Raw genomic sequence first — 22,805 nt, 5'->3', positions numbered from 1 at the left:
TTTTTTTTTTTTTTTGTTTTGGTGGGTGTTGTTTTTTTTTTTTATTAATCCGGCCCGCGCCCGGGGGGGGGGGGGGGGGGGGGGGGGCCCGGCCCCCCCCCCCCACCCCCCGCCCGTCCCTACACGTCCGTCCTGATCACCACGGCCAGTGTGCGCGGACCGTGCACGCCCTCCACCCGCTCCAGTTCGATGTCGGACGTGGCCGAAGGACCGCTGATCAGCGTCGTCGGCCGCTCCGGCACCAGCCGGGCCACCGCCTCCGGCACCCCGGCCTCGACCGTCGACAGGTCGACGACACACACATGCAGATCGGGAACGAGGGACAGCGCCCGCCGCCCCTGGTCCGGTGAGCCGTCCAGAAAGATCGTGCCGGTCTCCGCACAGCTGACCGCCGAGGCGGTGACGACCCCGTCCAATGCGTCGAGCCGGGGAGCCGGAATATCGGCGGAGTCCTGCTGGACCTCACCGTCGTACGCGTCGAGCCACGCCGCGTCGAGTCCGGCCGGCACACCGATCCGCCGGGCACCGCGCTCCCGCAGCACCTCGGCGACGACCTGCGCCGTGCGGTCCGCGGTGCAGGTGTGCACCTGTGCCTTGTAGTCGACGAGCCGGTCGGTGAAGAGGGCCAGGCGCTCGTCGTCGGGGACGCTGCGGCCGGTGCGGTAGGCGCGGCAGGCAGTGGTGTCCGGGGTCGGGGCGAGGGCCAGAGCATCCCTGATCCTGCCCAGCACCGTTTCGCGAGCGGTCGTCACTTCTCCTCCTCCTTATTCTTCCGGTTCTGCTCGTGCTCGTCGGCGGCGGCCCGCATCGTCGCGGCGCCTTCGGCCGATGCCAGCCAGGAGCGGAAGGACTGCTTCGGCGGGGCGGCGGTGTCGCGGCTGTCGCTCCAGCCGTTGAACGGCGGCGGCAGGTGCGAGATCTTCCCGTCCCGCCCGGCGATGACGCGGCCGATCGCCGCACCCTTCTGCGCGGCGGTGAACAGCCTCGGCCTCTTCATCACTCCGGCCGCGGCCTTCATGGCCAGCTTCTCCGCCGTCGTACCGGACTGCTCGGTGTGCTGGTGGCGCAGCTCGACCAGCAGCGACGGAATGTCGATCTTGACCGGGCAGGCGTCGAAGCAGGCACCGCAGAGGCTGGAGGCGTACGGCAGAGAGCTGTTGGGGTCGTTCTTGGCCGCGTGCATCCCGGCGAGCTGCGGGGTGAGGACCGCGCCGATCGGTCCGGGGTACGTCGATCCGTACGCATGACCGCCGGCCCGTTCGTACACCGGGCAGACATTGAGACAGGCCGAGCAGCGGATGCAGTTGAGCGCCTCGCGCCCGATCCGGTCGGCGAGCGCGGCGGTGCGGCCGTTGTCGAGCAGGACCAGATGGAAGTCCTGCGGTCCGTCGCCGGGTGTCACACCGGTCCACATCGAGGTGTACGGGTTCATCCGCTCACCTGTGGAGGAGCGCGGCAGCAACTGCAGGAAGACTTCGAGGTCCTGATAGCGCGGCAGCACCTTCTCGATGCCCATGACGGTGATCAGGGTGTCGGGCAGGGTCAGGCACATGCGGCCGTTGCCCTCGGACTCGACGACACAGAGGGTGCCGGTCTCGGCGATACCGAAGTTGGCGCCCGAGATCGCCACCTTGGTCGTCATGAACTTCTGACGCAGATAGGCGCGGGCCGCGGCGGCGAGATGCGCGGGTACGTTGTCGAGGCCCGGGTCGACGCCCGGGATCTCCTTGAGGAAGATCTGCCGGATCTCGTCGCGGTTGCGGTGGATCGCCGGCACCAGGATGTGCGACGGCTTGTCGTGCGCAAGCTGGACGATCAGTTCGGCCAGGTCCGTCTCGTACGGAGTGATGCCGACCGATTCGAGGTGCTCGTTGAGGCCGATCTCCTGGGTGGCCATCGACTTGACCTTGATGACGTCACCGCTGCCCGTCGCCTTGACCAGCCGGGTGACGATCTCATTGGCCTCGACTCCGTCGCGCGCCCAGTGGACGGTGCCGCCGCGCTCGGTGACCTTGCGCTCCAGTTGTTCCAGGAGTTCGGGGAGCCGGTTCATGGTGTCGGTCTTGATGGCCGAGCCGGCGTCGCGCAGCTCTTCCCAGTCGGGCAGTTCACCGGTGACATTCAGGCGTTTGGTGCGGATCGTGCGGGTGGCCCTGCCGAGATTGCGGCGCAGTTGTTCATTGCGCAGTTCGTCGTGGGCCGCATCGGGGAACGTCCGGTCGCCGCGCAGATTTCCCGTTCCGTACGGGGAACGGGGCGGGGTGGCGGGCATGCCGAGGAAGGTGCTGCTCATCGGACGGCCTCCGTCGGGACGTACGGCGAGGTGCGGGTGGAGGAGAGGATCTGCGCCAGGTGCAGGGTGCGGGTGCCCGACTTGATGCGGGAGAGCCCGCCGCCGATGTGCATCAGACAGGACGAGTCGCCCGCCGTGCAGACATCGGCTCCGGTGGTGGCGATGTTGCGCATCTTGTCCTGGAGCATGGCCGTCGACGTCTCGGCGTTCTTGACGGCGAAGGTGCCGCCGAATCCGCAGCAGGAGTCGGCTTCGGGAAGCTCGACGAGGTCGATGGAGTCGACGGCGCGGAGCAGCTTCAGCGGCTTCTCGCCGACCCGGAGCATGCGCAGGGAGTGGCAGGTGGGGTGGTACGTCACCCGGTGCGGGAAGTACGCGCCGACCTGGGTCACGTCCAGGACGTCGACGAGGAGTTCCGACAGCTCGTACGTCTTGGCCTTGACGGTGGCGACACCCGCGCGCAGCGCCGCGTCCCCGTACCGCTCGGCGACGATCTCGTGCTGATGGCGGACCGAGCCCGCGCACGATCCGGACGGCATGACTACGGCGTCGATCGACGCGTCACCGAACTGCTCGGCGAAATTCCGCACCAGGGGCACGGGTTCGCGCTGGTATCCGGTGTTGACGTGCATCTGACCGCAGCAGGTCTGTCCCGGCGGGAACACCACGTCATGGCCCAGGCGGGCGAGCAGGACCGCAGTCGATTTCACCGCCTCGGGGAAGAGCGTGTCTCCCAGACAGGTGGCGAAGAGTCCGATGCGCATGGGGTCTCTCCGATCGATTCTCCAATTTTTATGGTCTGACCATACTACCCTCGGTCCGGAACGTGAAGGTCGCGGCACGCCGGAGCGGCGTGGGCATTCAGTCATGTCCCTGTCAATTTTCGGTGGAAGGCCGGCGCACCGGTCGTCGATCACCGTTCCTACAGCCGCTCGGAGCTCTCGTCGACGAGCGTGCCATGGAGGCTGCGGATGTGCTGCTCGACCAGGTCGGCAGCCTTCGCACCCTTGCCCGCGCGCACCAGCCGCAGGAGTTCGGTGTGCTCCGTGTTGAGCGCGGCGGCCGTGGCCGGCCAGTCCTCGGCCTCCTCAAGGGCTCGCAGGATCAGCGGGCGCACCGACTCGCGTACGGCGGAGGTGAGCGTGGAGGTCAGTTCATTGCCGGAGCTGCGGGCGATGTGTACATGGAACCGGGTGTCCAGGTCATTGAACTCGGGAACCTCGACATCCGGCTCCCCCATCCGTACGACCAGGGCCTCCGCCTCATCGAGGTCCTCCTTCGAGGCATGCCGCGCGGCCGCCTCGAAGCTCGACCTCTCCAGCACGACGCGCGCCTCCAGGACGTCATGGAGGCTGTAGCTGCCGAGGGCGAAGTGCAGACGCAGCAGCCGGCCGAGGGCGTCGTCCGGGTTGCGTACGATCCGCGCCCCGGAGTCCGCTCCCCGGCCCGGCTGGGCGACCAGCACACCGATGGTCTCCAGCACCCTCAGCGCCTCACGCAGCGCGGACCGGCTGACCCCGAGAACGGGCGCGAGCTCACGCTCGGGCGGCAGCCGGTCGCCGGCCCTGAGCTCACCGGCGAACACCCGCTGCTCGATGCTCTGGAGCACGAGTTCATGCGTACGGGACTGCCGTACAGGTTGCCACTCGACGGGCATCCGTCACCCCCTGCCTCGGCCGGAATCGTCCGGTTGCCGTCGTATCTGCTGCCCGATCTCCAACTATGTCACACATCACGTATGGTCGGACCAAAGGTCGCGACGTGCGGGACCGCCGGGGGCGGCCCTCGCGACGCCTGCGGTCTCTCAGTATGTGACGACGATGCGGCGGCCCACTCCGTCCACCTCGATGTTCCCGCCGAACGGGGTGGAGCCCATCTTTCGAGTCGCCGCGTACTCCACCGGTTCGAGCCCGAACTCCTCCCGCAGTCTGCGCAGTCCCGACTCAAAGGGCAGGGGCAGGATGCCGGGAAGACCGGACGAGGGCGACAGCACGGCGACGCGATCGCCCGGCCGGGGCTTGGCGGGGTACAGGCATGTCGACATCCGATGAGCGTATGTGCCGCGGTACCCGGGGTCCCTCGAATTTCTCGTTCAGTCGGCGAAGACCCCGTGGCGGCCCGCACCGCCCCCGAAGCGGTCGGCACCGGCCTGTGTCTCTCCCGCAGTCAGCGGCACCAGGCCGTGCCGGTACTCCGAGGCCAGGGCGTCCGGCTCGCTCAGACCGTGCTGCTCGCGCACCGAGAGCCGGTCGTGACGCAGACACAGCTGCGGGAACCCGGCGATCTCCCGGGCGAGTTGCTCCGCCGCACGGCGGGCTTCACCCGGCGGGACGATCCGGTTGGCGAGCCCGATGGCGTACGCCTCGGAGGCCGGGACCGGTCGCCCGGTGAGGATCATGTCCATGGCCCGGCTCTCACCGATCAGACGCGGCAGCCGCACGGTTCCGCCGTCCACGAGCGGCACCCCCCAGCGGCGGCAGAACACCCCGAACACCGCATCGTCCTCGGCCACCCGCAGATCGCACCAGACGGCCAGCTCCAGCCCTCCGGCCACCGCATGCCCCGCTACCGCCGCAATGACGGGCTTGCTCAGGCGCATACGGGTCGGACCCATGGGCCCGTCGCCCTCGGCCAGGACCTTGTTGCCGCGTTCCGTACCGATGCCCTTCAGGTCGGCACCGGCACAGAACGTGCCGCCCTCGCCCCACAGCACGGCGACGGCCGCAGCCGGGTCGTCCTCGAACTGGCGGAAGGCATCGGCCAGTTGGTCCGCCGTCGGGCCATCGACGGCGTTACGGACCTCGGGCCGGCTGAGGATCACCGTGAACACGGAGCCGTCGCGCTCGATCCGTACCGCAGGATCTTCGCTCATCGTTCGCCCTCCCACAGGGGATCGCGCAGTGCCCGGCGGAGGATCTTGCCGACCGGGGAGTACGGAATGGTTTCCACGAAGTGCACAGTCTTCGGAACCTTGTACCCGGCCAGCCGGGCACGTACATGTTCGCGCAGGGTGGCTTCGGATACCTCGGCTCCCGTTCGCAGGGCGACGAAGGCGGTGACGGCCTCGACCCAGGTGGGGTCGGGAGCACCGACGACAGCGCACTGGGCGACGGCGGGGTGGCTCGCGAGCGCATCCTCGACCTCGCGCGGGTAGACGTTGTAGCCACCCGTGATGATCATGTCGCTGCTGCGGTCGACGAGGTGGAGGTAGCCACGGTCGTCGAAGCGTGCGAGGTCGCGGGTGCGGACCCAGCCGTCGGGGCCGAGACTCTGCGCGGTCAGCCCGGGCTCGTTGTAGTAACCGGTCATGGCGAAGGGGGCCTTGACGCGCACTTCGCCGATCTCACCGGGCGCGACCGGGGCGCCGTCCTCGTCGGTGAGGGCGAGCTGCGCATCGACGGCGGGGTGCCCGGCGGCACCGAGCAGCGCGCCGCCCTCGGCGTGGTCGTCCTTGTCCAGCACGGTGAGGCACAGCGGCGCCTCGGTCTGGCCGAAGTACTGGACGAATCTGGGGCCCCAGGCGTCCAGAGCGTGCTCGATGAGCGGGCGCGGCATCGGGCCGGCGCCGTAGACGACGGTGGACAGCCGGGCGAGGTCCGCGCGCTCGGCCCGCCCTTCGGCGAAGAGCATGCCGAGCATGGTGGGGACGAGGTTGACGGCGGTCACCCCGTACCGGGGGATGGCGGCGAGGTATTCGTCCGGATCGAAGCCGCCGAGGACGGCCGACACGCCGCCCCGCACCCAGTACGGCAGCACGAAGGTGCCGCTGGCGTGGATGAGGGACGCGGCATGCAACATCACATCGTCCCGGCCCGGCGAGACGAGATTGGACAGGATGTTCGCGGTGATCGCGGCATAGCTCGCCTGGGTGTGCTGAGCCGCCTTGAGCGTGCCGGTGGTGCCGGAGGTGTAGAGGACGAGGATGACGTCGTCCGGCGCGGCGGGCAGCATCGGGTCGGTGGCGCTCGCCCCGCGCATCGCGGCCATCAGGTCGAGGTGGTCCGCATGAGTGGACTCCCCGAGGCAGGCGAGCCTCAACCCGGCCACCGACGAGCCCAGTTCGAGCGCCCGCTCGGCGAGATCGGGCCCGTACACCAGCAGTGTGACACCCGTGTCCCGGAGCATACGGGTGTGTTCGGCAGCGGAGAGCCGGCCGTTGAGGGGGACGCGGGCGGCACCGGCCTTGAGGCAGGCGAAGTCGACGGAGACGGACCACAGCCCGTTACCGAGGAGCAGCCCGACGCGGTCGCCCCGTGAGACGCCGAGGCCGGCCAGGACATGGGCGAGGCGGTTTGCGGCCTCGTCCACCTCCTCATAGGTGAGGGAACGGTCTTCGAAATGCACGGCGGTACGTCCTGCGAAACGCGCGGCACCGCGGCGAACCAGGTCTACAGCAAGCATGTGCCGGACCATAGACCCGCCAAATACAGTCCGTCCAGACTGTTTGTTGGTTCATTCCCGTGTCATAGGCTCGCGCCATGCCCCCCGTCACGCCACCCGCCCGACGCACCCAGCAGCAGCGAAGGGAGGAGACCCGGCAACGGCTTCTCGACGCCACGATCGAATGCCTGGTGGAGCACGGTTTCGCGGGTACGACCACCCAGCGGGTGCAGGAACGGGCCGGGGTGTCACGGGGCGCGCTGCTGCACCACTTCGCATCCAAGGCCGATCTGTTGGCGGCGGCGACCCACCATGTCGCCGAGCTGCGCCTCGCACACATCCGCGCCGAGACGGACGGGGGCGCCCCGCATCCGGAACACGGGCTCGCGCTGCTGCGTACCGCGATGTCGGGACCGCACTTTCTCGCGGGCCTGGAGCTGTGGCTCGCGGCCCGCACCGATCCCGGCCTCAAGGCGGCCCTGCTGCCCGCGGAACGGGAGGTGGGCGCCGCCCAGCGCGCCGTGATCTCAGGCATCTTCGGGCCGGAGGTCGCGGCGCGCGACGATTTCCCCATGTTCTGCGAATCGCTGCTGGTCCTGCACCGGGGGCTGGCGCTCACCAGCGTGCTTCGCGAGGACCCGGCGTTCGGGGACGAGATGCTGCGGCTGTGGGCGGAGCGCTTCCTCACCTGATTCACGTGATTCACCATGTTCGCCCGATCTGCCCGGTTCATCTGATCCGGTGGACCAATCTGATCCGGTGGACTCATCCGATTCTCACGCAACCGTTCTACGGTGGGCTGCGTGACCCAGACGAGCCCGCCCGGCTGGCATCCAGACCCCGGGTATACAGGAATTGGCCCCGTTCACGAACGCTGGTGGGACGGCAACCAGTGGACCGACCACCTCCGAGTGCCGCCCGCCACGATCCGGCGCCGCCGGATGCGTATCGGCATCACCGCAGGTGTGGTGGTGCTCGCCGCCATCGGGGGCGGCCTCTTTCTGCTGTCGGACGATTCCGGCGATTCGAAGGAGAGCGCGGCCACTGCCCCGTCCACCGCACCTTCCGGTGCGCCCGGCCGCGGGCCGGGCGCACCCGGAGGCGGCGGCGAGAGCCAGGCACCCGAGCAGCAGGTACCGCAGACCGAGGACGGCTACGCCACGGACCTGGCCAGCGGAATCAGCCTCCCGGTGCCCGACGGCTGGACGGGCAAGTCGGGCATCGCGGGCGCGGGAGTGACCACGGGCGAGTACGCCTGTCCCGGCGACACGGCCCAGGAGTGCGTGCGCGGCGGGGTGTTCTCCATGCCGGCGAAGGCCCTGAAGCTCGACACCACAACGGCGAAGGCCACGGCGACGAAGGACATCTCCGCCAACGCGACGGAGTCCTACGGCGAGAAGATCTACGGAGGCATCACCTCGCATCAGGAGCTCAAGTCGGGGCCGGTCTCCGTGGCCGGTGAGCAGGGCTATCTGGTGCGCTGGAAAGTGGTGACGAAGAGCGGCGACGACGGGTACGTCCAGTCGCTGGCGTTCCCGTCCCCCCGCTCCAAGGACACACTGATCGTCGTCCGTTCCGGCTTCGACATCAATACCAAGGCGCCGGAGCTCTCCGTCATGGACGACATCACCAAGGGCATCAAGGCCGCATCGGGAACTTCCGGTCCCGGCACCACCGCGTAGGAGCGTGGCGGACGATCCGCCGGCGGGGCGGGCGTCGTACACCGGTGAGTACGAAAGGACGACCGGACTGAGTACGTCGTCCGATTCCACACCGGGCCATCGCTGATCGAATGACACCCATGGCTCCTGACGCACCGCCCCGCCCCCGCATGCAGCACGTCGCCACCGCCGGTACGACCCTGGCCGTGACCTTGGCCCCGCTGGTGATCGGCGTGCTGCTGGCCAAGACCATGGCGACGGATCCGATGACGCCGGTCAACGCGATGGTCACCAGGGGTGGGCAGCCTGTACCCGTCTCGCCCGCGCAGTGGCGCAGATGCGGCAGGCACGCGCTCAACAGGTGGAAGGGTCCGCTGAACGTCTGCAAGCACCCGGGCGCTCTTGTCCAGCGGGGCGGTGGGGAAGGTGCCGACGTGGGGCCCGGGGGTTTTGTGCTTGGGGTATCACTCCCGGCGCGGCGGGCGCGCGGTGTGTCAGACCCGTCGGCAGTGCAGGAACAACTGGGGCTCGGCCACCGCTGCTTCGTAGGCCGGGGTGAACAGGCCGCTCTGCTCCCACAGGACCGTGAATCCGGCCCCGGTGACCAACTCGGTGAATTCGTCGGCGCCGAAGCTGGTCGCCTGCACCTTCTGTCCCATGAAGACGACGCTGACGTCCTCGACGTCCAGCGGCACCGTCGCGACGACCAGATGGCCTCCGGGGACCAGCAGTCGCCCCAGCTTCCCGAGGAGTCGGGACTGCTCGTCGCGGGACATCTGCAGCAACGAGAAGTACACGCAGACCGCATCGAAACTCCCTTCTTCCAGGGGGAGTTCACGAATATCGGCACACTCGAACGACGCACCGGGAACTTGTCGGGCCGCCAGGTCCACCATGACGGGCGAGACATCGACACCCAGCACATCATGACCGGCGTCGACCAGGGTCTGCGCGGTCGGCCGGCCTGTTCCGCAGCCCACGTCCAGGACCCGGCTGTGCGGTGCGATGTGCTCCAACAGCCGTTTCAGCGAGGCGTGGTGGGTGGCCGAGTCGGCGAACGCCCGCTCGTACTCGACACCCAGAGCGTCGAACACGGTCGCGGCCGGAAGGCCGTGGTCTTCGTCCATCGATGTGATTCCCTTCGTTGCCCCGCAGACCCCGGAGGAGATCGTTTCATCATTCACGGCTGTCTTCAACGACCCTTCCGGGCAAGGCACATGGGCTTCAATGCACCCGGTGGACGAACGAGGGGAACGGGAACACCGATTCTCGGTACGGGCAACTGCGCCGACCGGCACAGCAGTCCTCAGCGATGCGTGACCGCTGAGGCCCGGTCGCGGACCCCCGTCAGCAGCCGGTCGCGCTGGACCGGGTCGGTGGCGAGCCCGACTGCGGTCCACGCCATGGCGATCGCGCCGTCGAGTACGGCCCTGTCGGCGCCGGGGGTGGTGCCCGCCGCGGCGAACTCGACGGTGTGCTGACTCGCTCCGCCCGTGTCGTAGCCGATCATGGGGTGGATGGTGGGCAGCAGGTGCGAGATATTGCCCATGTCCGTGGAGCCGCCGATCGCGGGCTCACGGCTCACCGTGCGGCCGAGGGCTTCGGCCGCACGGGCATAGATCGCGGACATGCCGTCGTCCTGGCGCAGATCCGCGAAGTCCTTGCCCCGCGGCTCCATCCGCAGCTCGGCCCCGGTGGCCAGCGCGCCGGCTTCGAAACACGCCCGCACCCGGGCCTGGAGCCCGCGAAGCCGGTCCAGGCTCGCCGCCCGCACCTCGAAGCGGGCGGCAGCCCGATCGGGGATGACATTGGGAGCACTGCCTCCGTCGGTGACGATGCCGTGCACCATGCAGTCGCGCGGCAACTGCTGGCGCAGCAGACCGATCGAGGTCTGTGCGACAGTCAGCGCGTCCAGTGCGTTCACGCCGTCCCAGGGCGCCGCGGCGGCGTGAGCCGCCCGCCCGGTATAGGCGATCTCCCAGCCGCCGATGGCCAGGGAGGAGGAGCCGACCCGGTCCGACGCGTCCGCATGCACCATCATTGCCGCGGCCACATCGTCGAACAGACCTGCCTCGATCAGGTAGACCTTGCCGCCCGCGTCCTCTTCGGCCGGGGTGCCGAGCAGTTTTACGGTGATACCGAGCCGGTCGGCGACCGGGCCCAGCGCGATGGCCGCGCCCAGCGCCGCGGCGCCGTTGACGTTGTGTCCGCAGGCGTGGCCCAGTCCGGGCAGCGCGTCGTATTCCGCACAGAACGCGATGACGAGTTCCCCCGACCCGCGGACGGCGGAGAAGGCCGTGGGCAGCCCTCCGACACCGGTCTCCACCGTGAACCCGGCCGATTCGGCAAGTGCGGCGATCGCCGCGGCGGAGCGGTGCTCCTCGAAGGCGAGCTCCGGTTCGGCATGCAGACGATGGCTCAGTTCAACGAGTCGCTCACGCCAGGACTCGGCGCACTCGCGAACCGTTTCTCGCAGTTCCGGGGTACTCATCGGCGGGTCTCTCTTTCAGGAAAGGGCGGCGGAGCGGGTGGCAGCATCGGAGTCATGAGTCGGTCGTGGGCCGGACCCACGGAGGAACAGTGCGGCGACTGCGGCGAGGAGGCCCGCACCGCAGCAGAGCGCCCAGCCCGTGATGTAGCCGCCGAGCGCCACGCGGCCGGTGGCGTCGGAGTACCCCGTCAGTGCGGCGCTGAGTGCGGCGGCGCCGACAGCCGCGCCCAGGGAAAGCACAAGTTCGTTGATTCCGGCGGCGATGGCGGTGTCCTCCTGCGCGACCGCCTCCACGGACAGGGCGCGGGTTGCGGCTTCGAAGACGCCGAGGCCGATTCCGTCGAGGACCGACAGCAGCAGGACCTCGGACAGCCTGTTGTGCATGAACACCAGGCCGCCGAAGCCCACGGCGGTGGCGAGTCCGCCCACGACGAGGGTGCCCCGGTCCCCGATGCGGCGCAGAGCAGTCGGAGTGAGGGCCGAGGCGACGATGCCGCCCAGGGTGAAGACCAGCAGGGCCCAGCCGATCTGGTTCGCGTTCAGGCCGAAGCCGTATCCGGTCTTCGCACGGTCGGCGCCGAAGAAGGTGGCGTTGGTGGCGATCGACCCGATCGTGGCGAAGGCGACGAAGAACGTCACGGCGCTGAGAGCGGTGAGCCGCAGGTTCCGGAATGCCCGTACGTCCACCATGGGATGCGGGGACCGCAGCTCGGCGAATGGCCAGAGAACCAGGGAGGCGAGGCCCGGCACGCCGGTGAGGAGGGTCGCCGGGGACGCCCAGCCCCAGGCGCCGCCCTGTGACAGGGCCAGTACGACACCGACCAGGCCGACCGTAAGCAGCACGAACCCCGCCATATTGAACTTCTCGGCAGTCGGGCGAGCGGTGGCGTCGGGCATGACCACGCAGGCGGCAAGGCCGAGTACACCGGCCGCGACACCGACCCAAAGACCCAGCCGCGGATCACTCGCCCCGACCGCCCCCGCCACGATCCCGCCGAAGCCGGTCGCCAGGAGCAGGGCGCTGACCAGCGTGCCGATGCCGCGGCGGGAGGCATCGTCGCCGGCCCGGTTGCGCAGAATTCCGATCATCAGCGGCATGAAGCCGACCACCGCGCCCTGCAGAGCCGCACCGGTCGTGAGGATCGCGAAGGTCGGCCGCAGCGCCATCAACAGCGACCCCAGGGTCACCAAGGCGACCGACGCCCGTAGGACGCGCCGGTAACCGTGACTGTCGCCGAGCCGGGATATGACGGGAGTGAGTACGGCCATGCTCACGTTCTGGATCACGAAGACCCAGCTGAGCTGAGCCGTCGTGATGCCGCCCCGCTCGCCGATGCCCGGCAGAAGCGGGGAGAGGTACTGCTGTGTGAGGCCGCTGGTGACCTCGACCAGAGACATCGTCATGACCAAGGTGCGCGTCGCGTTGACCGGCCTTGGCACGGATTTGGGCATGGGTGTACCTCCGAAGCGAGTGGGAGGGCAGCTTGAACCGAAGCCGTGAAGAAGAAAGAGGTGAAAGGGGAAGTGCGGTGGCCGCGATGCCGCAGGGCGGGGGGCCTGCTCAGTCGGTGGAGCGGGAGCGGATCCGGGGCACGTGCCCCTTCATGGCCAGGTCGACCAGTTCGTCGGCCTGGTCGGCGAGGAAGATGTCCGATCGGACCTCGGTGCGGAAGAGCGCGACCCCTGACCATGTGTCGAGCAGCAGATCGACATCGACGTCGGCCGGGATGTCACCGCGCGCGATTCCGCGTTGCACCGTGGCCCGGGCGTCCTGACGCCGCGGCAGCAGGACCTCGCGGCGGAACCGTTCCATCACGGACGGGTCACCCATGTTGGCCCACAGTGCCGGCAGCAGTGCGCCGTGCTCGCCCCGCACGTCCCGCAGCACCATGTCGAAGAGAAGGCGCAGCTCGCGCCTGGTGTCCCCGAGGTCCGGCACCAGATCGACAAGAGCGTCCCGGACCAGCAGATCGCCGACCAGCACGGGCTTGTTGGGCCACCAGTGGTACACCGTCTTGCGGGTGACCCCCGCTCTGGCCGCGACCTTGTCAATGGTGAGTTCGAGGTAGCCGAGCTCGGCCAGCAGCTCCGCAACCGCGTCCAGCACTCTGCGGCGGACCTCCGGATCCCGGGGACGGCCGGGACGTGCAGGGGTCGGTTCCTCCGCAGGGGTGCGCTTGGACACGGTCGGACTCCGAGCTTGTGATGGTTCGAGCGCCTGGCCGGCTCGCCCTCGGACGGCTCAACCTACGGATCGCGGTACCACGCGTCAATGGCCAAACCTAAACATCGCGTATCCGAATCCCCTCGACCATTTTGGCAGGTACAGAAGACGTCCACCTACTATTCGGATACAGCTTGTATAGCTTCTGAGCCGTTGACGGCAGCCGGCACGGGGACACCCCGCCGCTTGACCGGCTGACGCACGGGGCGCGCCGACGGGTGCGGCGTCAGGCGGAAAAACCCGGTGAACTGCCCGCACCGGGTTCACTACACTCGCCACCAATCGCGCGCTGCAACGACATCGCAGCGCGCACCGTGACGGGTGAGGGGAGACCGACCGTGCGTTACCGCACCGCTGTCGTCGTCCCCCAGTCGCGGTACGAGGTGATCCTGGTGTCCTCGTGGGCCCGGTGCCTGCTGCGCGGCCGGCACCGGATGTCCGTGACGAACAAATGACCCCTTTCTTACCGGTGTTGAGCCGCCCCGGCGGCTGTGCACCGATGCGGTGCGTGCGCCGTATCAGGGGTTTCTTCGGGGCCTGACCACAGGCCGGTTCGTCCGGGAATTGCGCCGACCCGATCCGGATCACTCCGAAAGGCCATGGGCCGTGCGTACCGACCTGCACCGTCATCTCACCAGTGCACTGACCGGCGTTCGTAATCTGGGCATCCTCGCCCACGTCGATGCCGGCAAGACCACCGTCACCGAACGGATCCTCTACCTCACGGGCACCACCCACAAGCAGGGCGAGGTCCATGACGGGACGACAGTCACCGACTTCGATTCCCAGGAACGCGACCGCGGGATCACCATCTTTGCCGCTGCGGTGAGTTGTGCCTGGGACGGCCACCGGATCAATCTGATCGACACCCCGGGCCATGTCGACTTCTCCGACGAGGTCGAGCGCTCGCTGCGGGTGCTCGACGGCGCGGTCGCGGTGTTCGATGCTGTCGCCGGGGTCGAACCGCAGAGCGAGTCGGTGTGGCGGCAGGCCGATCGGCACGGGGTGCCGCGAATCGCGTTCGTCAACAAGCTGGACCGTGCCGGTGCCGACCTCGACACGGCGGTCGCGTCGATAAGGTCGCGGCTGCACACGGTCCCGCTGGTGGTACAGCTGCCGATCGGAAAGGAGGGCGGGTTCACCGGGGTGGTGGATCTGCTGCGTATGCGGTCGTTGGTCTGGGCCGACGGCCGCGGCACGTTCGAGGAGGGCCGGGTGCCGGACGTCCTGCGGGAAGAGGCGCACCGGCGCCGCCGGCTGCTGGAGGAGACGGTGGCGGAACTCCATCCGGTCGCGTTGGAGGAGTTCTGCACGGAGTCGACGGTCTCCGCACGAACTCTGGCCGCCGCGCTGCGCGACCTGACCCGTACCGGTGAGGGCGTTGTGGTGTTGTGCGGTTCGGCCTACCGCAACCGGGGGATCGAGCCGCTGCTGGAGGCCGTCGTGGCCTACCTGCCCTCGCCGCAGGATGTGCCGGCGGTACGCGGCACCCTGGACGGCGCGGTGCAGGAGCGGTCCGCCGACCCGGCGGCACCGTTCGCCGCGCTGGTGTTCAAGGTGAACTCGACCGCCACGGGGCGGCTGACTTATCTGCGGGTGTATTCGGGAACGATCCGGAAGGGGGACGCGGTGCTGGACGTGGGCGCGCGACGCAACGAGCGAATCGGCCGAATCCTGCGGGTACAGGCCGGACAGCACTCGGATGTGGACCAGGCGGTGGCCGGGGACATCGTCGCGGTGATCGGGCTGAAAGCCGCCCGTGCCGGGGCGACCCTGTGCACACCCGCGGCGCCATTGGTTCTCGAACCGCCCTCCGTCGCCGATCCGGTCGTCTCCGTGGCGGTCGAGGCCCGCAGACGCATCGACACCGATCGCCTGATGTCGGCGCTGGTGCGATTGGTCGAGGAGGATCCTTCGCTGGCGGTCCGGACCGACCCCGAGACCGGTCAGACGGTGCTGTCCGGAATGGGGGAACTGCATCTGGAGGTCGCGGTGGAGAAGATCCGTCGTGCTCACGGGCTGGAGATCGGTGTCGGCCGGCCGCAGGTGGCCTACCGGGAGACGGTCGGCCGCGGCGTATCCGGACTGGTGTACCGGCACATCAAGCAGGACGGAGGTGCCGGCCAGTTCGCTCACGTCGTCCTCGATGTGGAGCCGCTGGAAGCCGCCGGTGACAACGGCGGTGACGGTGCAGTGGACTTCGGGTTCCGGTCGACCGTCGTCGGTGGCCGGGTGCCGCAGGTGTACGTCCGGGCGGTGGAGGCCGGCTGCCGGGATGCCCTGGCCGAGGGCCCCCTCGGCGGACACCCGGTGACCGGACTGCGGGTCACGCTGACCGACGGGGCCACCCACTCCAAGGACTCCTCGGAGATGGCGTTCCGGACGGCCGGCCGGCTCGCGCTCCGTGAGGCGCTGCGCAGCAGCGTGATGGTGCTGCTGGAACCGGTGGTCGAGGTCACGGTCACCGTGCCCGATGACGCCGTGGGCGGCGTGCTCGGTGACCTGGCGGCGCGGCGCGGCCGGGTCTCGGGCTCGACTGCTCGGGCCGGCACGTCGGTGATCACCGCGACCGTGCCGCTGGCCGAGCTGTTCGGCTATGCGACCCGGCTGCGCAGCCGGACCCAGGGCCGGGGAACGTTCACCACCAGGGCCACCGGTTACGCCCCGGCACCGAGCGCGGTGCCCCGCGGGACACCGGACCGGTAGAACCTTCGATGGCCCCGCCCGTACACGGGCGGGGCCGTCCAAGGCGCGGGGTGGTCAGTTGTAGCCGAAGCCCCTGGGAAGCGGTGCCGGCCGGAACAGCCGGGTCGGGACGGCGTCCGCCAGCGCCTGGTAGCCCGACGGGTTGAGGTGCAGATGGTCGCCGACGTCCATCGACGCCCTGAGCCGGCGGGGGTTGAGCGGATCGCGTGCGACCTTGTCGAAGTCGAGCACGCTGTCGAAGCGACCGCTCGTGCGGATCCAGGTGTTCACCGTCTGCCGGGCTTCCTCCCGGTAGCCGTCCGGGTCGTCGTAGGGGGTATTGGCTCCGAACGGGGTCAGCGTTGCGCCGTACACCCGAATGCCCATCGTGTGGGCCCGGGTGATGATCTGTTCGTAAGCCGCGATGAGGTCGGCCGCGACCTGCTTCTGGGCCGCCGGTGTGGCATCGACTGTACCGATGTCGTTGACCCCCTCGAAGACGAGCAGCCGGTCGACCCCGCTCTGTGCCAGGACGTCACGGTCCAGCCGGGCCAGTCCGTTGGGTCCAAGACCGTCGTTCAGCAACCGGTTCCCGCCGGCCGCCTGATTGACGACCGCGGTCTGCGCCGTGCCCGGCTGGGCCTCCAGCCGCTCCAACAGCCGGTCTGGCCAGCGGTCGTTCATGTTGGTGGTGGATCCCCGGCCGTCGGTCAGCGAGTCACCGAGCACGACGGCCGCCGAGGTGGCACTCCGGGACCAGACCTCGACACCACTGAGGAAGTACCAGTGGTCGGTGGTGGCAGCCGCGGACAGGTCCGGGTCCGCGACGTGGTCCCCGGCCTTCAGATAGGAGGTGGTCCGGGAACCGGGGTGGGACGTGATGGAGGTGGTCGCCTGACCGGTGGCCAGATAGACCGTCGCGGTGAGGTTGGAACCCCGTTCGAGCGTGAAGTCCAGCGGGTCGGAGACCACCTGCGCACCGACCGGGACCGACACCGAGGAACGCCCCTGGAAGGTCACCTCGTGCGTGCTCCCGGTCCGTATCGCACTGGTGCCGGCCTTGCCGTCGAGCGGCAGGGCCACAGACACCTTGGTGATCGGCAGCGCTGCGGCGCCGAACGCGTTGGAGAAGCGCAGCCGGATGTGGTCACCGCCGACCGAGACATGGACGGTCTGCCGGAGCGTGGTGTCCGTCATCACGGAGTCGTCCTGGGTGAACGGTGCCGGGGGCATGTTGCCGGGCTCCGTCAGCTGCGGCATCGATGCCCAGGTGCTCACCCAGTGGGCGTTCGGCTCCTTCGGCCCCGGGGCGTCGCCCGGGCCCGGGGTGCCCCCCGCTCCGAGCGCCTGGGGTACGGCGGCGACGGTGGCGGCGAGCGCCCCCGCAGCGATCAGGGTGGTGATCGACGACCTACGGTTCACGGTTGTGTCCCCTTTGAATGGGTGGGGAAAGCAGCAGAGCGGACTGAAGTGATGTCCAGATACATGAATGACGTCTTCACCCGTGCCCGGGATTCACGCGGCAGGCTAGCCTCTCCGATAAATTTCGGTCAATACTTCGAAAGATTTCGTCCAGGTTTCAAGAAGCGACCCTTGGGCGTTCCGATGGGTGAACGGCTGGACGTCCAGGGCGTGTCCAACAGCACGGCCCGGTTCATTTCTGACCGGGGTCCGACGAGGCCGTCGCGCGGGACGTGCGGGCACATGGTGTGCGAACCGGGGCAGTTCGGTACGCGCGGAAGCGGCACCTGACTGGAACAGCGGGGGACGCCGGCCGACCCGCAAGCGCCCGTCCACCGACCGGCGCAAGGCCCCTGAACCACCGCACCGTCTGCCGGAAGCGCCGCACGGGCGTCCACGCATGGTGCGTGCCATTCACGTAACCAGTGACGCCCGGTAGGTCGCCCTTCATCTCATCGAGCGAGCCTTTCGCCGTAGATCATCCGACGAAAGGGAAACACCCGATGGTGGTCACAGACGGCCACGAGCCGTGCTCGCACGCAATGCACCGTCGCACGCTCCTCGGTCTCGGCGGCGCCACCTTGGCAACGGCCGGTCTCGCAACGCTGCTTGGGGCCGCACCGGCGGGCGCGGCTACACGGGAATCCGACGGTGGGCTGCGGTTCGGCCTCGTCTCCGACACACACCTCAACGTGCACGCCCCGCAGCGCACGGGGTGGATGACCCAGGTCTTCGCCTCCATGGCACGACGTGACCCCGACTTCGTCCTGCACTGCGGCGACATCACCGACTCCGGTCAGGCCGACGAGTACGTCCTGTACGGGCAGACGATCCCCGACTCCCTGCGCGGCAGGATCCATTATTCGCCGGGCAACCATGAGACGCGCTGGGACCACACGGCCAAGGAGCTGTACCACTCCCACTTCGGGCCGGCACCGTATTCCTTCGATGCGGGCGGAGTCCATTTCATCGGATTCGACCCGACGCAGGTGCTGCAGGAGCCCGGCCACTTTGGGGCGAGCGGGCTCGCATGGCTGGAAGCCGATCTGCGCAGGATGGCTCCGGGGACCCCGGCCGTGCTGTTCCAGCACTTTCCGGTGGGCCGGGTCTATTACCTTCTCGACGACAAGCCGCAGTTGCTCGATGTTCTGGCCGGCCACAACGTACGAGGCATCCTCGCGGGCCACATCCACGCCGAGGACGTCTGCCGGTTCAACGGACTCACCCAGGTCGGGTTCGGCGCGGTCAAGAACGGCCCCGCCTATTACTGGATCGAGAAGGGGGCGGCGGCCGACGGCACCCCTCAACTGCGGATAAGCCGCGTCGCCCTGGCCTCGGACGGGTCCGAGACGACGACCGCGATAGCCGTCGTCCCGCTGGCCGGTGCAGGGCAGGGACTCGGACAGCGGCCGCTCAGCGTTCGGTTGGGCGCGGTGGCCGGCGGGCGGCTGCCGGTGACCATCCAGGTCGGCAACCATGCCGAGCCACAGCGAGTGTCGGCGCAGCCGTATCCGCAGGAGGTATTCGGTGGGACCTGGGCCGGTGCGTGGCAGGACTTGACCGCCGCAGGCAGCACCCCGGGGGGCCGGCGGTGGTCCGGTACGGTCGACGTCTCCGCGATGGCCCCGGGTCGGCAGCGGTTGCAGGTGCGCGTGCTGGCCCAGGACGGCGCGTGGTGGGAAGACGTGGCGTTGTTCGACGCGCCGCGCGGGACCGAGGACCCGAAGGAGCGCTGGCGACACCAACTGCCCGGGAGTGTCCAGGCCGGAGTCGCCCCGGTGAACCCCGCTGAAGGCACCGTCGTGGCGGCCTCCAGCAGCGGCACGGTGACCGCGTTGCGAAGCACTCGCGGCGGCAGCGCCGTCCTGTTGTGGCGTGCCCGGCTCGGACCTGTCTACCGGCGGCCCGCGGTCGGCACGGACGCCCGCATGGTTTACGTACCCAGCACCGACCACCGGCTGTACGCGCTCGACGCCGCGACCGGACGCACGGCCTGGCAGTTCGATGCCGGTGCTCCGGTGATCAGCGCACCGTCGGTGAGCACGGTCGGCGGCACACCGCTGGTGATGGTCTCCGCCGGCGAAACACTCTTCGCGCTCGACGCGGCGACGGGCCGCAAGGTCTGGTCCGTGGCCGGCCGCGGGTTCTCCGCCGGGCGGGCCGCGTGCGACGGCCAACGCGTCTACACCGCGGCCGCCGACGGCTACGCGCGGGCCCACGACGCCGCCACCGGCAAGGAGTTGTGGTCGTACCGGATGGCCTCGGGCGACGAATTCTCACTGGCCCTGCACAGTGGATGGGACAACGTAGTGGCTCTCGGCCACGGCATGGCCATTGTCGCAAATGTCTCCCGCTCGTACGCCCTCGACGCCGCCACCGGAGCGCTGCGGTGGACGCTTTCGGGGAGCGCGATGTACGCCCCGACCGTCGTTCTCCGGGACGCCACGGCCTTGTTCACCACCGAATACGGCGTCGTCAGCCGCGTCGATCTGGCCACGGGTCACACGATCTGGCAGACCCCGCTGGACGTCCGGGTGTTCAACGCGGGCGCGATCGTCCATGAGAACACCGCTTGGATCCAATCCGTGGACGGCAAACTCATCGGCCTACGCATCGCCGACGGCACGCGGCGGGGGTGGCTGCAGCACACGCTCGCTTTCACCTTCAGCAGCCCCGCGGTCGTCAACAACACTCTGGTGGTGGGTGATCAGGACGGCGTCGTGCACGGCATCGCATTGCCGTGAACGCGCCTGGCTCACCCTCCTGGAACCCGTGCGAAGTCACGACGTCGCCGACCGGGAAGTTCAACTGCGCTTGGCGTCCACATGGCCCGGCCGACGCCGGTCCGCTGCATCCTCGTCAAGGCTTCATGTGTAAGAAGATCTGAAAGGAAATCAACGATGAACGACACTCGCGTGTCACGGCTCGGCACCACCTCGGTAGGGCTGGGGAGCGGCGCGGCAGCGGTCCTCCTTGCCGTATCGGCAGTCGGGCTGTTCACACCTCCGGCCGCGGCAACAGACGTGCGGAAGGCGGACACACCCACCGTCACCGTGAAGCGCGGCAAGCCCGCACGGACCGTTCCCTTCCTCGCGGATCGGGCGGGGGAGGCTGTGGTATCGCTGAACTCCCGGGCGCCGGGGGTCTCCTGGGGGATCAAGGGCAGTGAGTCCGCGGTCGTATCGGCATACGTCGACGGGCGCTACGCGACCGACATCGTGATCCCCTCGGATCAGCCGATCACCCGCAGCTTCACCCTGGGCCACCTCAAGAAGGGGCCGCACAAACTGCGGTTCCGCTTCGCCGACGACCGCTCTCCGCAGGGAGCGAGCAGAGCGCAGCTCGACGACGTCTCGGTCCGGATGTACGGGGAGGAGAGCGATGAGGCACTCGTGCTGAAGAACGCACCCGTACTCTATGGCCGGAACCTGCCGGATCTGGGTGATCGGTTCCAGAGCAGCACGACCGACACCCCGGTCTTCGCCTATCACGAGATCTCCCCGGCGCAGACCGCCGGCCACAAGGTGATCCAGTACACGGTGATCTGGAGCAACGAGGACGGCGGCACCAACTCGCCTGCGCTGATGGCACGCTGGGGCCGGACCACCGACATCGAGTGGGCCTACCGTGTCGAAGTCGACGCCGAGGGCAAGCCGGTCCCCGGCACGGGCGTCTACCAGGCACCCAACCACCAAACGCTGAAATTCGCCGGCTCGTACGAGAACAGCCGCCCGCTGCTGGAGACCTGCACCTCCAACAACAACCTGTGCGACAAGGTCGACGACCCCATGCGGTTCTCCCTCGCACCGATCGAGTCGCTGCCCGCAGGTCGGACGCGGGAGCACATGATGGACATGAATCCGTGGCTCTACCCCGTCATGGGGCAGGAGATGACCCGTGAGGGCCAGGTCGAATCCCCTTCGAACCCGGATACTCCGGACCTCGGCGATCAGCGCACCTACCTGTACCTCGCGGTGTCCCACACGACCTCGCCGTCGGACCAGGCCGGTAACGTGGGCCTGTCCATCGGGGTGCGGCTCAAGGGGAGCGACAAGCTGTACACGTCCAACCACGACGTCGCCTCGTGGTCCATCACCCGCAATGGCGCGGCGGCGACCACGATCGAGCTGCCTGTGGGGACGAAGCCGTCGGACGTCGCGGAGGTCGTCGGGCTGCGTACACCCGTCCAGGAGACCGGCGCGTCCGTGAAGGTCACACGGATCACACGGGCGTTCTTCCTCCAGCAGGACTATCTGCCCGGCACCTCCTTCATCGACTGGACGGGCGAGAGGACGCTTACACAGTCGGCTCCGCAGGCGGCTCTGTGGACGGCGGGCAACTGACCTGAAGGGCGGCGCGACGGGCATGCGCCGATCAGGGCGTGACGCAGGCACGCGCCGTGCGCCTGCTCGTACGCACGCACTCGGAGCGGATCGCGCAGCACGCACAGTCGGCAACCGGTCCGTGCAGCCCCCATCAGGTCCGACCGGACAGGAGCACCACGAACCCACAAGGATCGGGCGATCGGCAATCATTGTGAAGGGAAGCCGCCGACGGCGACTCGGAGCGATGACAGCACTGGGCGCGGAAGAGGGCTCCCGGAACGATTCCGCCCATGCGTGAGGGGCGCTCCGAAGAGCGCCCCTCACCTGCGGAAAATCCGACATCTCTGTCGGGACGACAGGATTTGAACCTGCGACCCCTTGACCCCCAGTCAAGTGCGCTACCAAGCTGCGCCACGTCCCGATACCCGCCTGACCTGGGGTTTCCCCTGGCCGAACGCGCATGAGAACAATACCGCACTTCGACGGGTGCTCACGAACGCCTTTCCCGGCTTGACCTCAACCAAACTTGATGTTCAACGCTGGGTCCATGACGAACACGACTGCTGCGCCCATGGGCGACTACCGCGACATGAACCGGCTCATGAGCCTGATGACGGGGGACGAGAAGCACGGCCCCGCCGCCACCTCCACGCTGGATGCCCTCTGGGTGCTGTACGACCGGGTGCTGCGGGTGACGCCCGGCACCGCCGACGCGCCCGACCGCGACCGGTTCCTGCTGTCCAAGGGGCACGGTCCGATGGCGTACTACGCGGTCCTGGCCGCGCACGGCTTCTTCGGCGAGGAGCTGCTCGCCGGGTTCGGGGCCTACGACTCACCGCTCGGGCACCACCCGGACCGGACGCTGGCGCCGGGGGTCGAGATCGGCAGCGGGTCGCTGGGGCACGGGCTGCCGCTGGCCGTGGGGAGCGTGCTGGGTCTACGGGCCCAGGGGCTGACCGACCCGAGGGTGTGGGTGCTGATCGGGGATGCCGAGCTGGACGAGGGCAGCAACCACGAGGCGCTGGCGTTCGCAGGCCCGGCCGGGCTGGAGCAGCTGCACACCGTGGTGATCGACAACGCGTCGGCGTCCTACGGCCGGCCCGGCGGCATCGCGGTCCGGTTCGAGACTGCGGGGTGGTCGGTCGACTCCGTCGACGGACGGGACCACGAGGCGTTGTACGCGGCTTTCACGGCGCCACACCCCGGGCGGCCGCGGGCCGTGGTCGCGCGTGTCGACCCCAAGAACTGAACGCACCGGGCGAATACCGAAGAGACAGAAGCAACG

The 22,805-nt window shown here is 69.0% G+C and carries 17 protein-coding genes, 1 tRNA gene and 1 pseudogene; 6 read left to right on the top strand and 13 right to left on the bottom strand.

Annotation, left to right across the window (positions count from 1 at the left end; all coding sequences use genetic code 11):
* Nucleotides 1–119 precede the first annotated feature (119 nt).
* From ACFVYE_RS31910 to ACFVYE_RS31880, 7 genes and pseudogenes are all read right to left on the bottom strand, one after another.
* Nucleotides 120–752 (bottom strand): lactate utilization protein C, encoded by a 633-nt coding sequence (locus ACFVYE_RS31910; protein WP_383978120.1) that lies wholly within the window; start codon nucleotides 750–752, stop codon nucleotides 120–122.
* Nucleotides 749–2,293, bottom strand: coding sequence for a lactate utilization protein B (locus ACFVYE_RS31905; protein ID WP_389607836.1), 1,545 nt, complete (start codon nucleotides 2,291–2,293; stop codon nucleotides 749–751). The genes ACFVYE_RS31910 and ACFVYE_RS31905 overlap by 4 nt, the downstream gene beginning before the upstream one ends.
* Nucleotides 2,290–3,057 (bottom strand): (Fe-S)-binding protein, encoded by a 768-nt coding sequence (locus ACFVYE_RS31900; protein ID WP_383978125.1) that lies wholly within the window; start codon nucleotides 3,055–3,057, stop codon nucleotides 2,290–2,292. Before ACFVYE_RS31900 ends, ACFVYE_RS31905 begins: the two co-directional genes overlap by 4 nt.
* A 158-nt stretch (nucleotides 3,058–3,215) precedes the next feature.
* Nucleotides 3,216–3,950, bottom strand: a complete 735-nt coding sequence (locus tag ACFVYE_RS31895) for a FadR/GntR family transcriptional regulator (RefSeq protein WP_383978128.1) — start codon at nucleotides 3,948–3,950, stop codon at nucleotides 3,216–3,218.
* A gap of 204 nt (nucleotides 3,951–4,154) precedes the next feature.
* Nucleotides 4,155–4,337 (bottom strand): annotated as a pseudogene (locus tag ACFVYE_RS31890) (LD-carboxypeptidase); the annotation flags it as partial.
* Between the two features lie 48 nt (nucleotides 4,338–4,385).
* Entirely contained in the window at nucleotides 4,386–5,165 is a 780-nt protein-coding gene (locus tag ACFVYE_RS31885) for a crotonase/enoyl-CoA hydratase family protein (RefSeq protein ID WP_389607835.1), read from the bottom strand.
* Nucleotides 5,162–6,694, bottom strand: a complete 1,533-nt coding sequence (locus tag ACFVYE_RS31880; protein ID WP_383978132.1) for an AMP-binding protein — start codon at nucleotides 6,692–6,694, stop codon at nucleotides 5,162–5,164. The genes ACFVYE_RS31885 and ACFVYE_RS31880 overlap by 4 nt, the downstream gene beginning before the upstream one ends.
* Nucleotides 6,695–6,771: 77 nt before the next feature.
* Between ACFVYE_RS31880 and ACFVYE_RS31875 the strand changes: the two genes are divergently transcribed.
* Together ACFVYE_RS31875 and ACFVYE_RS31870 are read left to right on the top strand one after the other, a co-directional pair.
* Complete coding sequence (locus tag ACFVYE_RS31875) at nucleotides 6,772–7,365, top strand: TetR/AcrR family transcriptional regulator (RefSeq protein WP_383978135.1); 594 nt, start codon at nucleotides 6,772–6,774, stop codon at nucleotides 7,363–7,365.
* A 111-nt stretch (nucleotides 7,366–7,476) separates the two neighbouring features.
* The gene (locus ACFVYE_RS31870) at nucleotides 7,477–8,355 is read left to right on the top strand and encodes a DUF2510 domain-containing protein (RefSeq protein WP_389607834.1); all 879 of its coding nucleotides are present in this window, start codon (nucleotides 7,477–7,479) and stop codon (nucleotides 8,353–8,355) included.
* A gap of 473 nt (nucleotides 8,356–8,828) precedes the next feature.
* On the opposite strand, the gene ACFVYE_RS31865 is transcribed toward ACFVYE_RS31870, so the two are convergent.
* From ACFVYE_RS31865 to ACFVYE_RS31850, 4 genes are all read right to left on the bottom strand, one after another.
* Nucleotides 8,829–9,461, bottom strand: a complete 633-nt coding sequence (locus ACFVYE_RS31865; protein ID WP_389607833.1) for a class I SAM-dependent methyltransferase — start codon at nucleotides 9,459–9,461, stop codon at nucleotides 8,829–8,831.
* Between the two features lie 179 nt (nucleotides 9,462–9,640).
* A complete protein-coding gene (locus ACFVYE_RS31860) occupies nucleotides 9,641–10,825 on the bottom strand; it encodes a M20 family metallopeptidase (protein WP_383973877.1) in 1,185 nt (394 codons plus the stop codon).
* 15 nt (nucleotides 10,826–10,840) lie between these two features.
* On the bottom strand, nucleotides 10,841–12,229 hold the full coding sequence (locus ACFVYE_RS31855) for an MFS transporter (protein ID WP_389607832.1): 1,389 nt from the start codon (nucleotides 12,227–12,229) through the stop codon (nucleotides 10,841–10,843).
* A gap of 157 nt (nucleotides 12,230–12,386) precedes the next feature.
* Entirely contained in the window at nucleotides 12,387–13,010 is a 624-nt protein-coding gene (locus tag ACFVYE_RS31850; protein ID WP_383973873.1) for a TetR/AcrR family transcriptional regulator, read from the bottom strand.
* Between the two features lie 645 nt (nucleotides 13,011–13,655).
* Here ACFVYE_RS31850 and fusA point away from each other — a divergent pair.
* Nucleotides 13,656–15,755, top strand: a complete 2,100-nt coding sequence (gene fusA, locus ACFVYE_RS31845; protein ID WP_389607831.1) for an elongation factor G — start codon at nucleotides 13,656–13,658, stop codon at nucleotides 15,753–15,755.
* Nucleotides 15,756–15,809: 54 nt separating this feature from the next.
* Here fusA and ACFVYE_RS31840 read toward each other — a convergent pair whose 3' ends face one another.
* Nucleotides 15,810–17,156 (bottom strand): SGNH/GDSL hydrolase family protein, encoded by a 1,347-nt coding sequence (locus tag ACFVYE_RS31840; RefSeq protein WP_389607830.1) that lies wholly within the window; start codon nucleotides 17,154–17,156, stop codon nucleotides 15,810–15,812.
* A gap of 542 nt (nucleotides 17,157–17,698) precedes the next feature.
* Here ACFVYE_RS31840 and ACFVYE_RS31835 point away from each other — a divergent pair.
* Both ACFVYE_RS31835 and ACFVYE_RS31830 read left to right on the top strand, forming a co-directional pair.
* Entirely contained in the window at nucleotides 17,699–19,939 is a 2,241-nt protein-coding gene (locus ACFVYE_RS31835; RefSeq protein WP_389607829.1) for a PQQ-binding-like beta-propeller repeat protein, read from the top strand.
* A gap of 156 nt (nucleotides 19,940–20,095) precedes the next feature.
* On the top strand, nucleotides 20,096–21,538 hold the full coding sequence (locus ACFVYE_RS31830; RefSeq protein ID WP_383973865.1) for a hypothetical protein: 1,443 nt from the start codon (nucleotides 20,096–20,098) through the stop codon (nucleotides 21,536–21,538).
* Between the two features lie 329 nt (nucleotides 21,539–21,867).
* On the opposite strand, the gene ACFVYE_RS31825 is transcribed toward ACFVYE_RS31830, so the two are convergent.
* A tRNA-Pro gene (locus tag ACFVYE_RS31825) sits at nucleotides 21,868–21,941 on the bottom strand.
* A gap of 126 nt (nucleotides 21,942–22,067) precedes the next feature.
* Here ACFVYE_RS31825 and ACFVYE_RS31820 point away from each other — a divergent pair.
* Nucleotides 22,068–22,769 carry a transketolase gene (locus ACFVYE_RS31820; protein ID WP_383973863.1) on the top strand — a complete coding sequence of 234 codons (702 nt, stop codon included), beginning with the start codon at nucleotides 22,068–22,070 and terminating at the stop codon, nucleotides 22,767–22,769.
* Nucleotides 22,770–22,805: the final 36 nt, after the last annotated feature.

The sequence above is a fragment of the Streptomyces sp. NPDC058239 genome, assembly GCF_042882185.1.
Taxonomy (GTDB): domain Bacteria; phylum Actinomycetota; class Actinomycetes; order Streptomycetales; family Streptomycetaceae; genus Streptomyces.
This window is presented reverse-complemented; position numbering and strand designations above follow the sequence as displayed.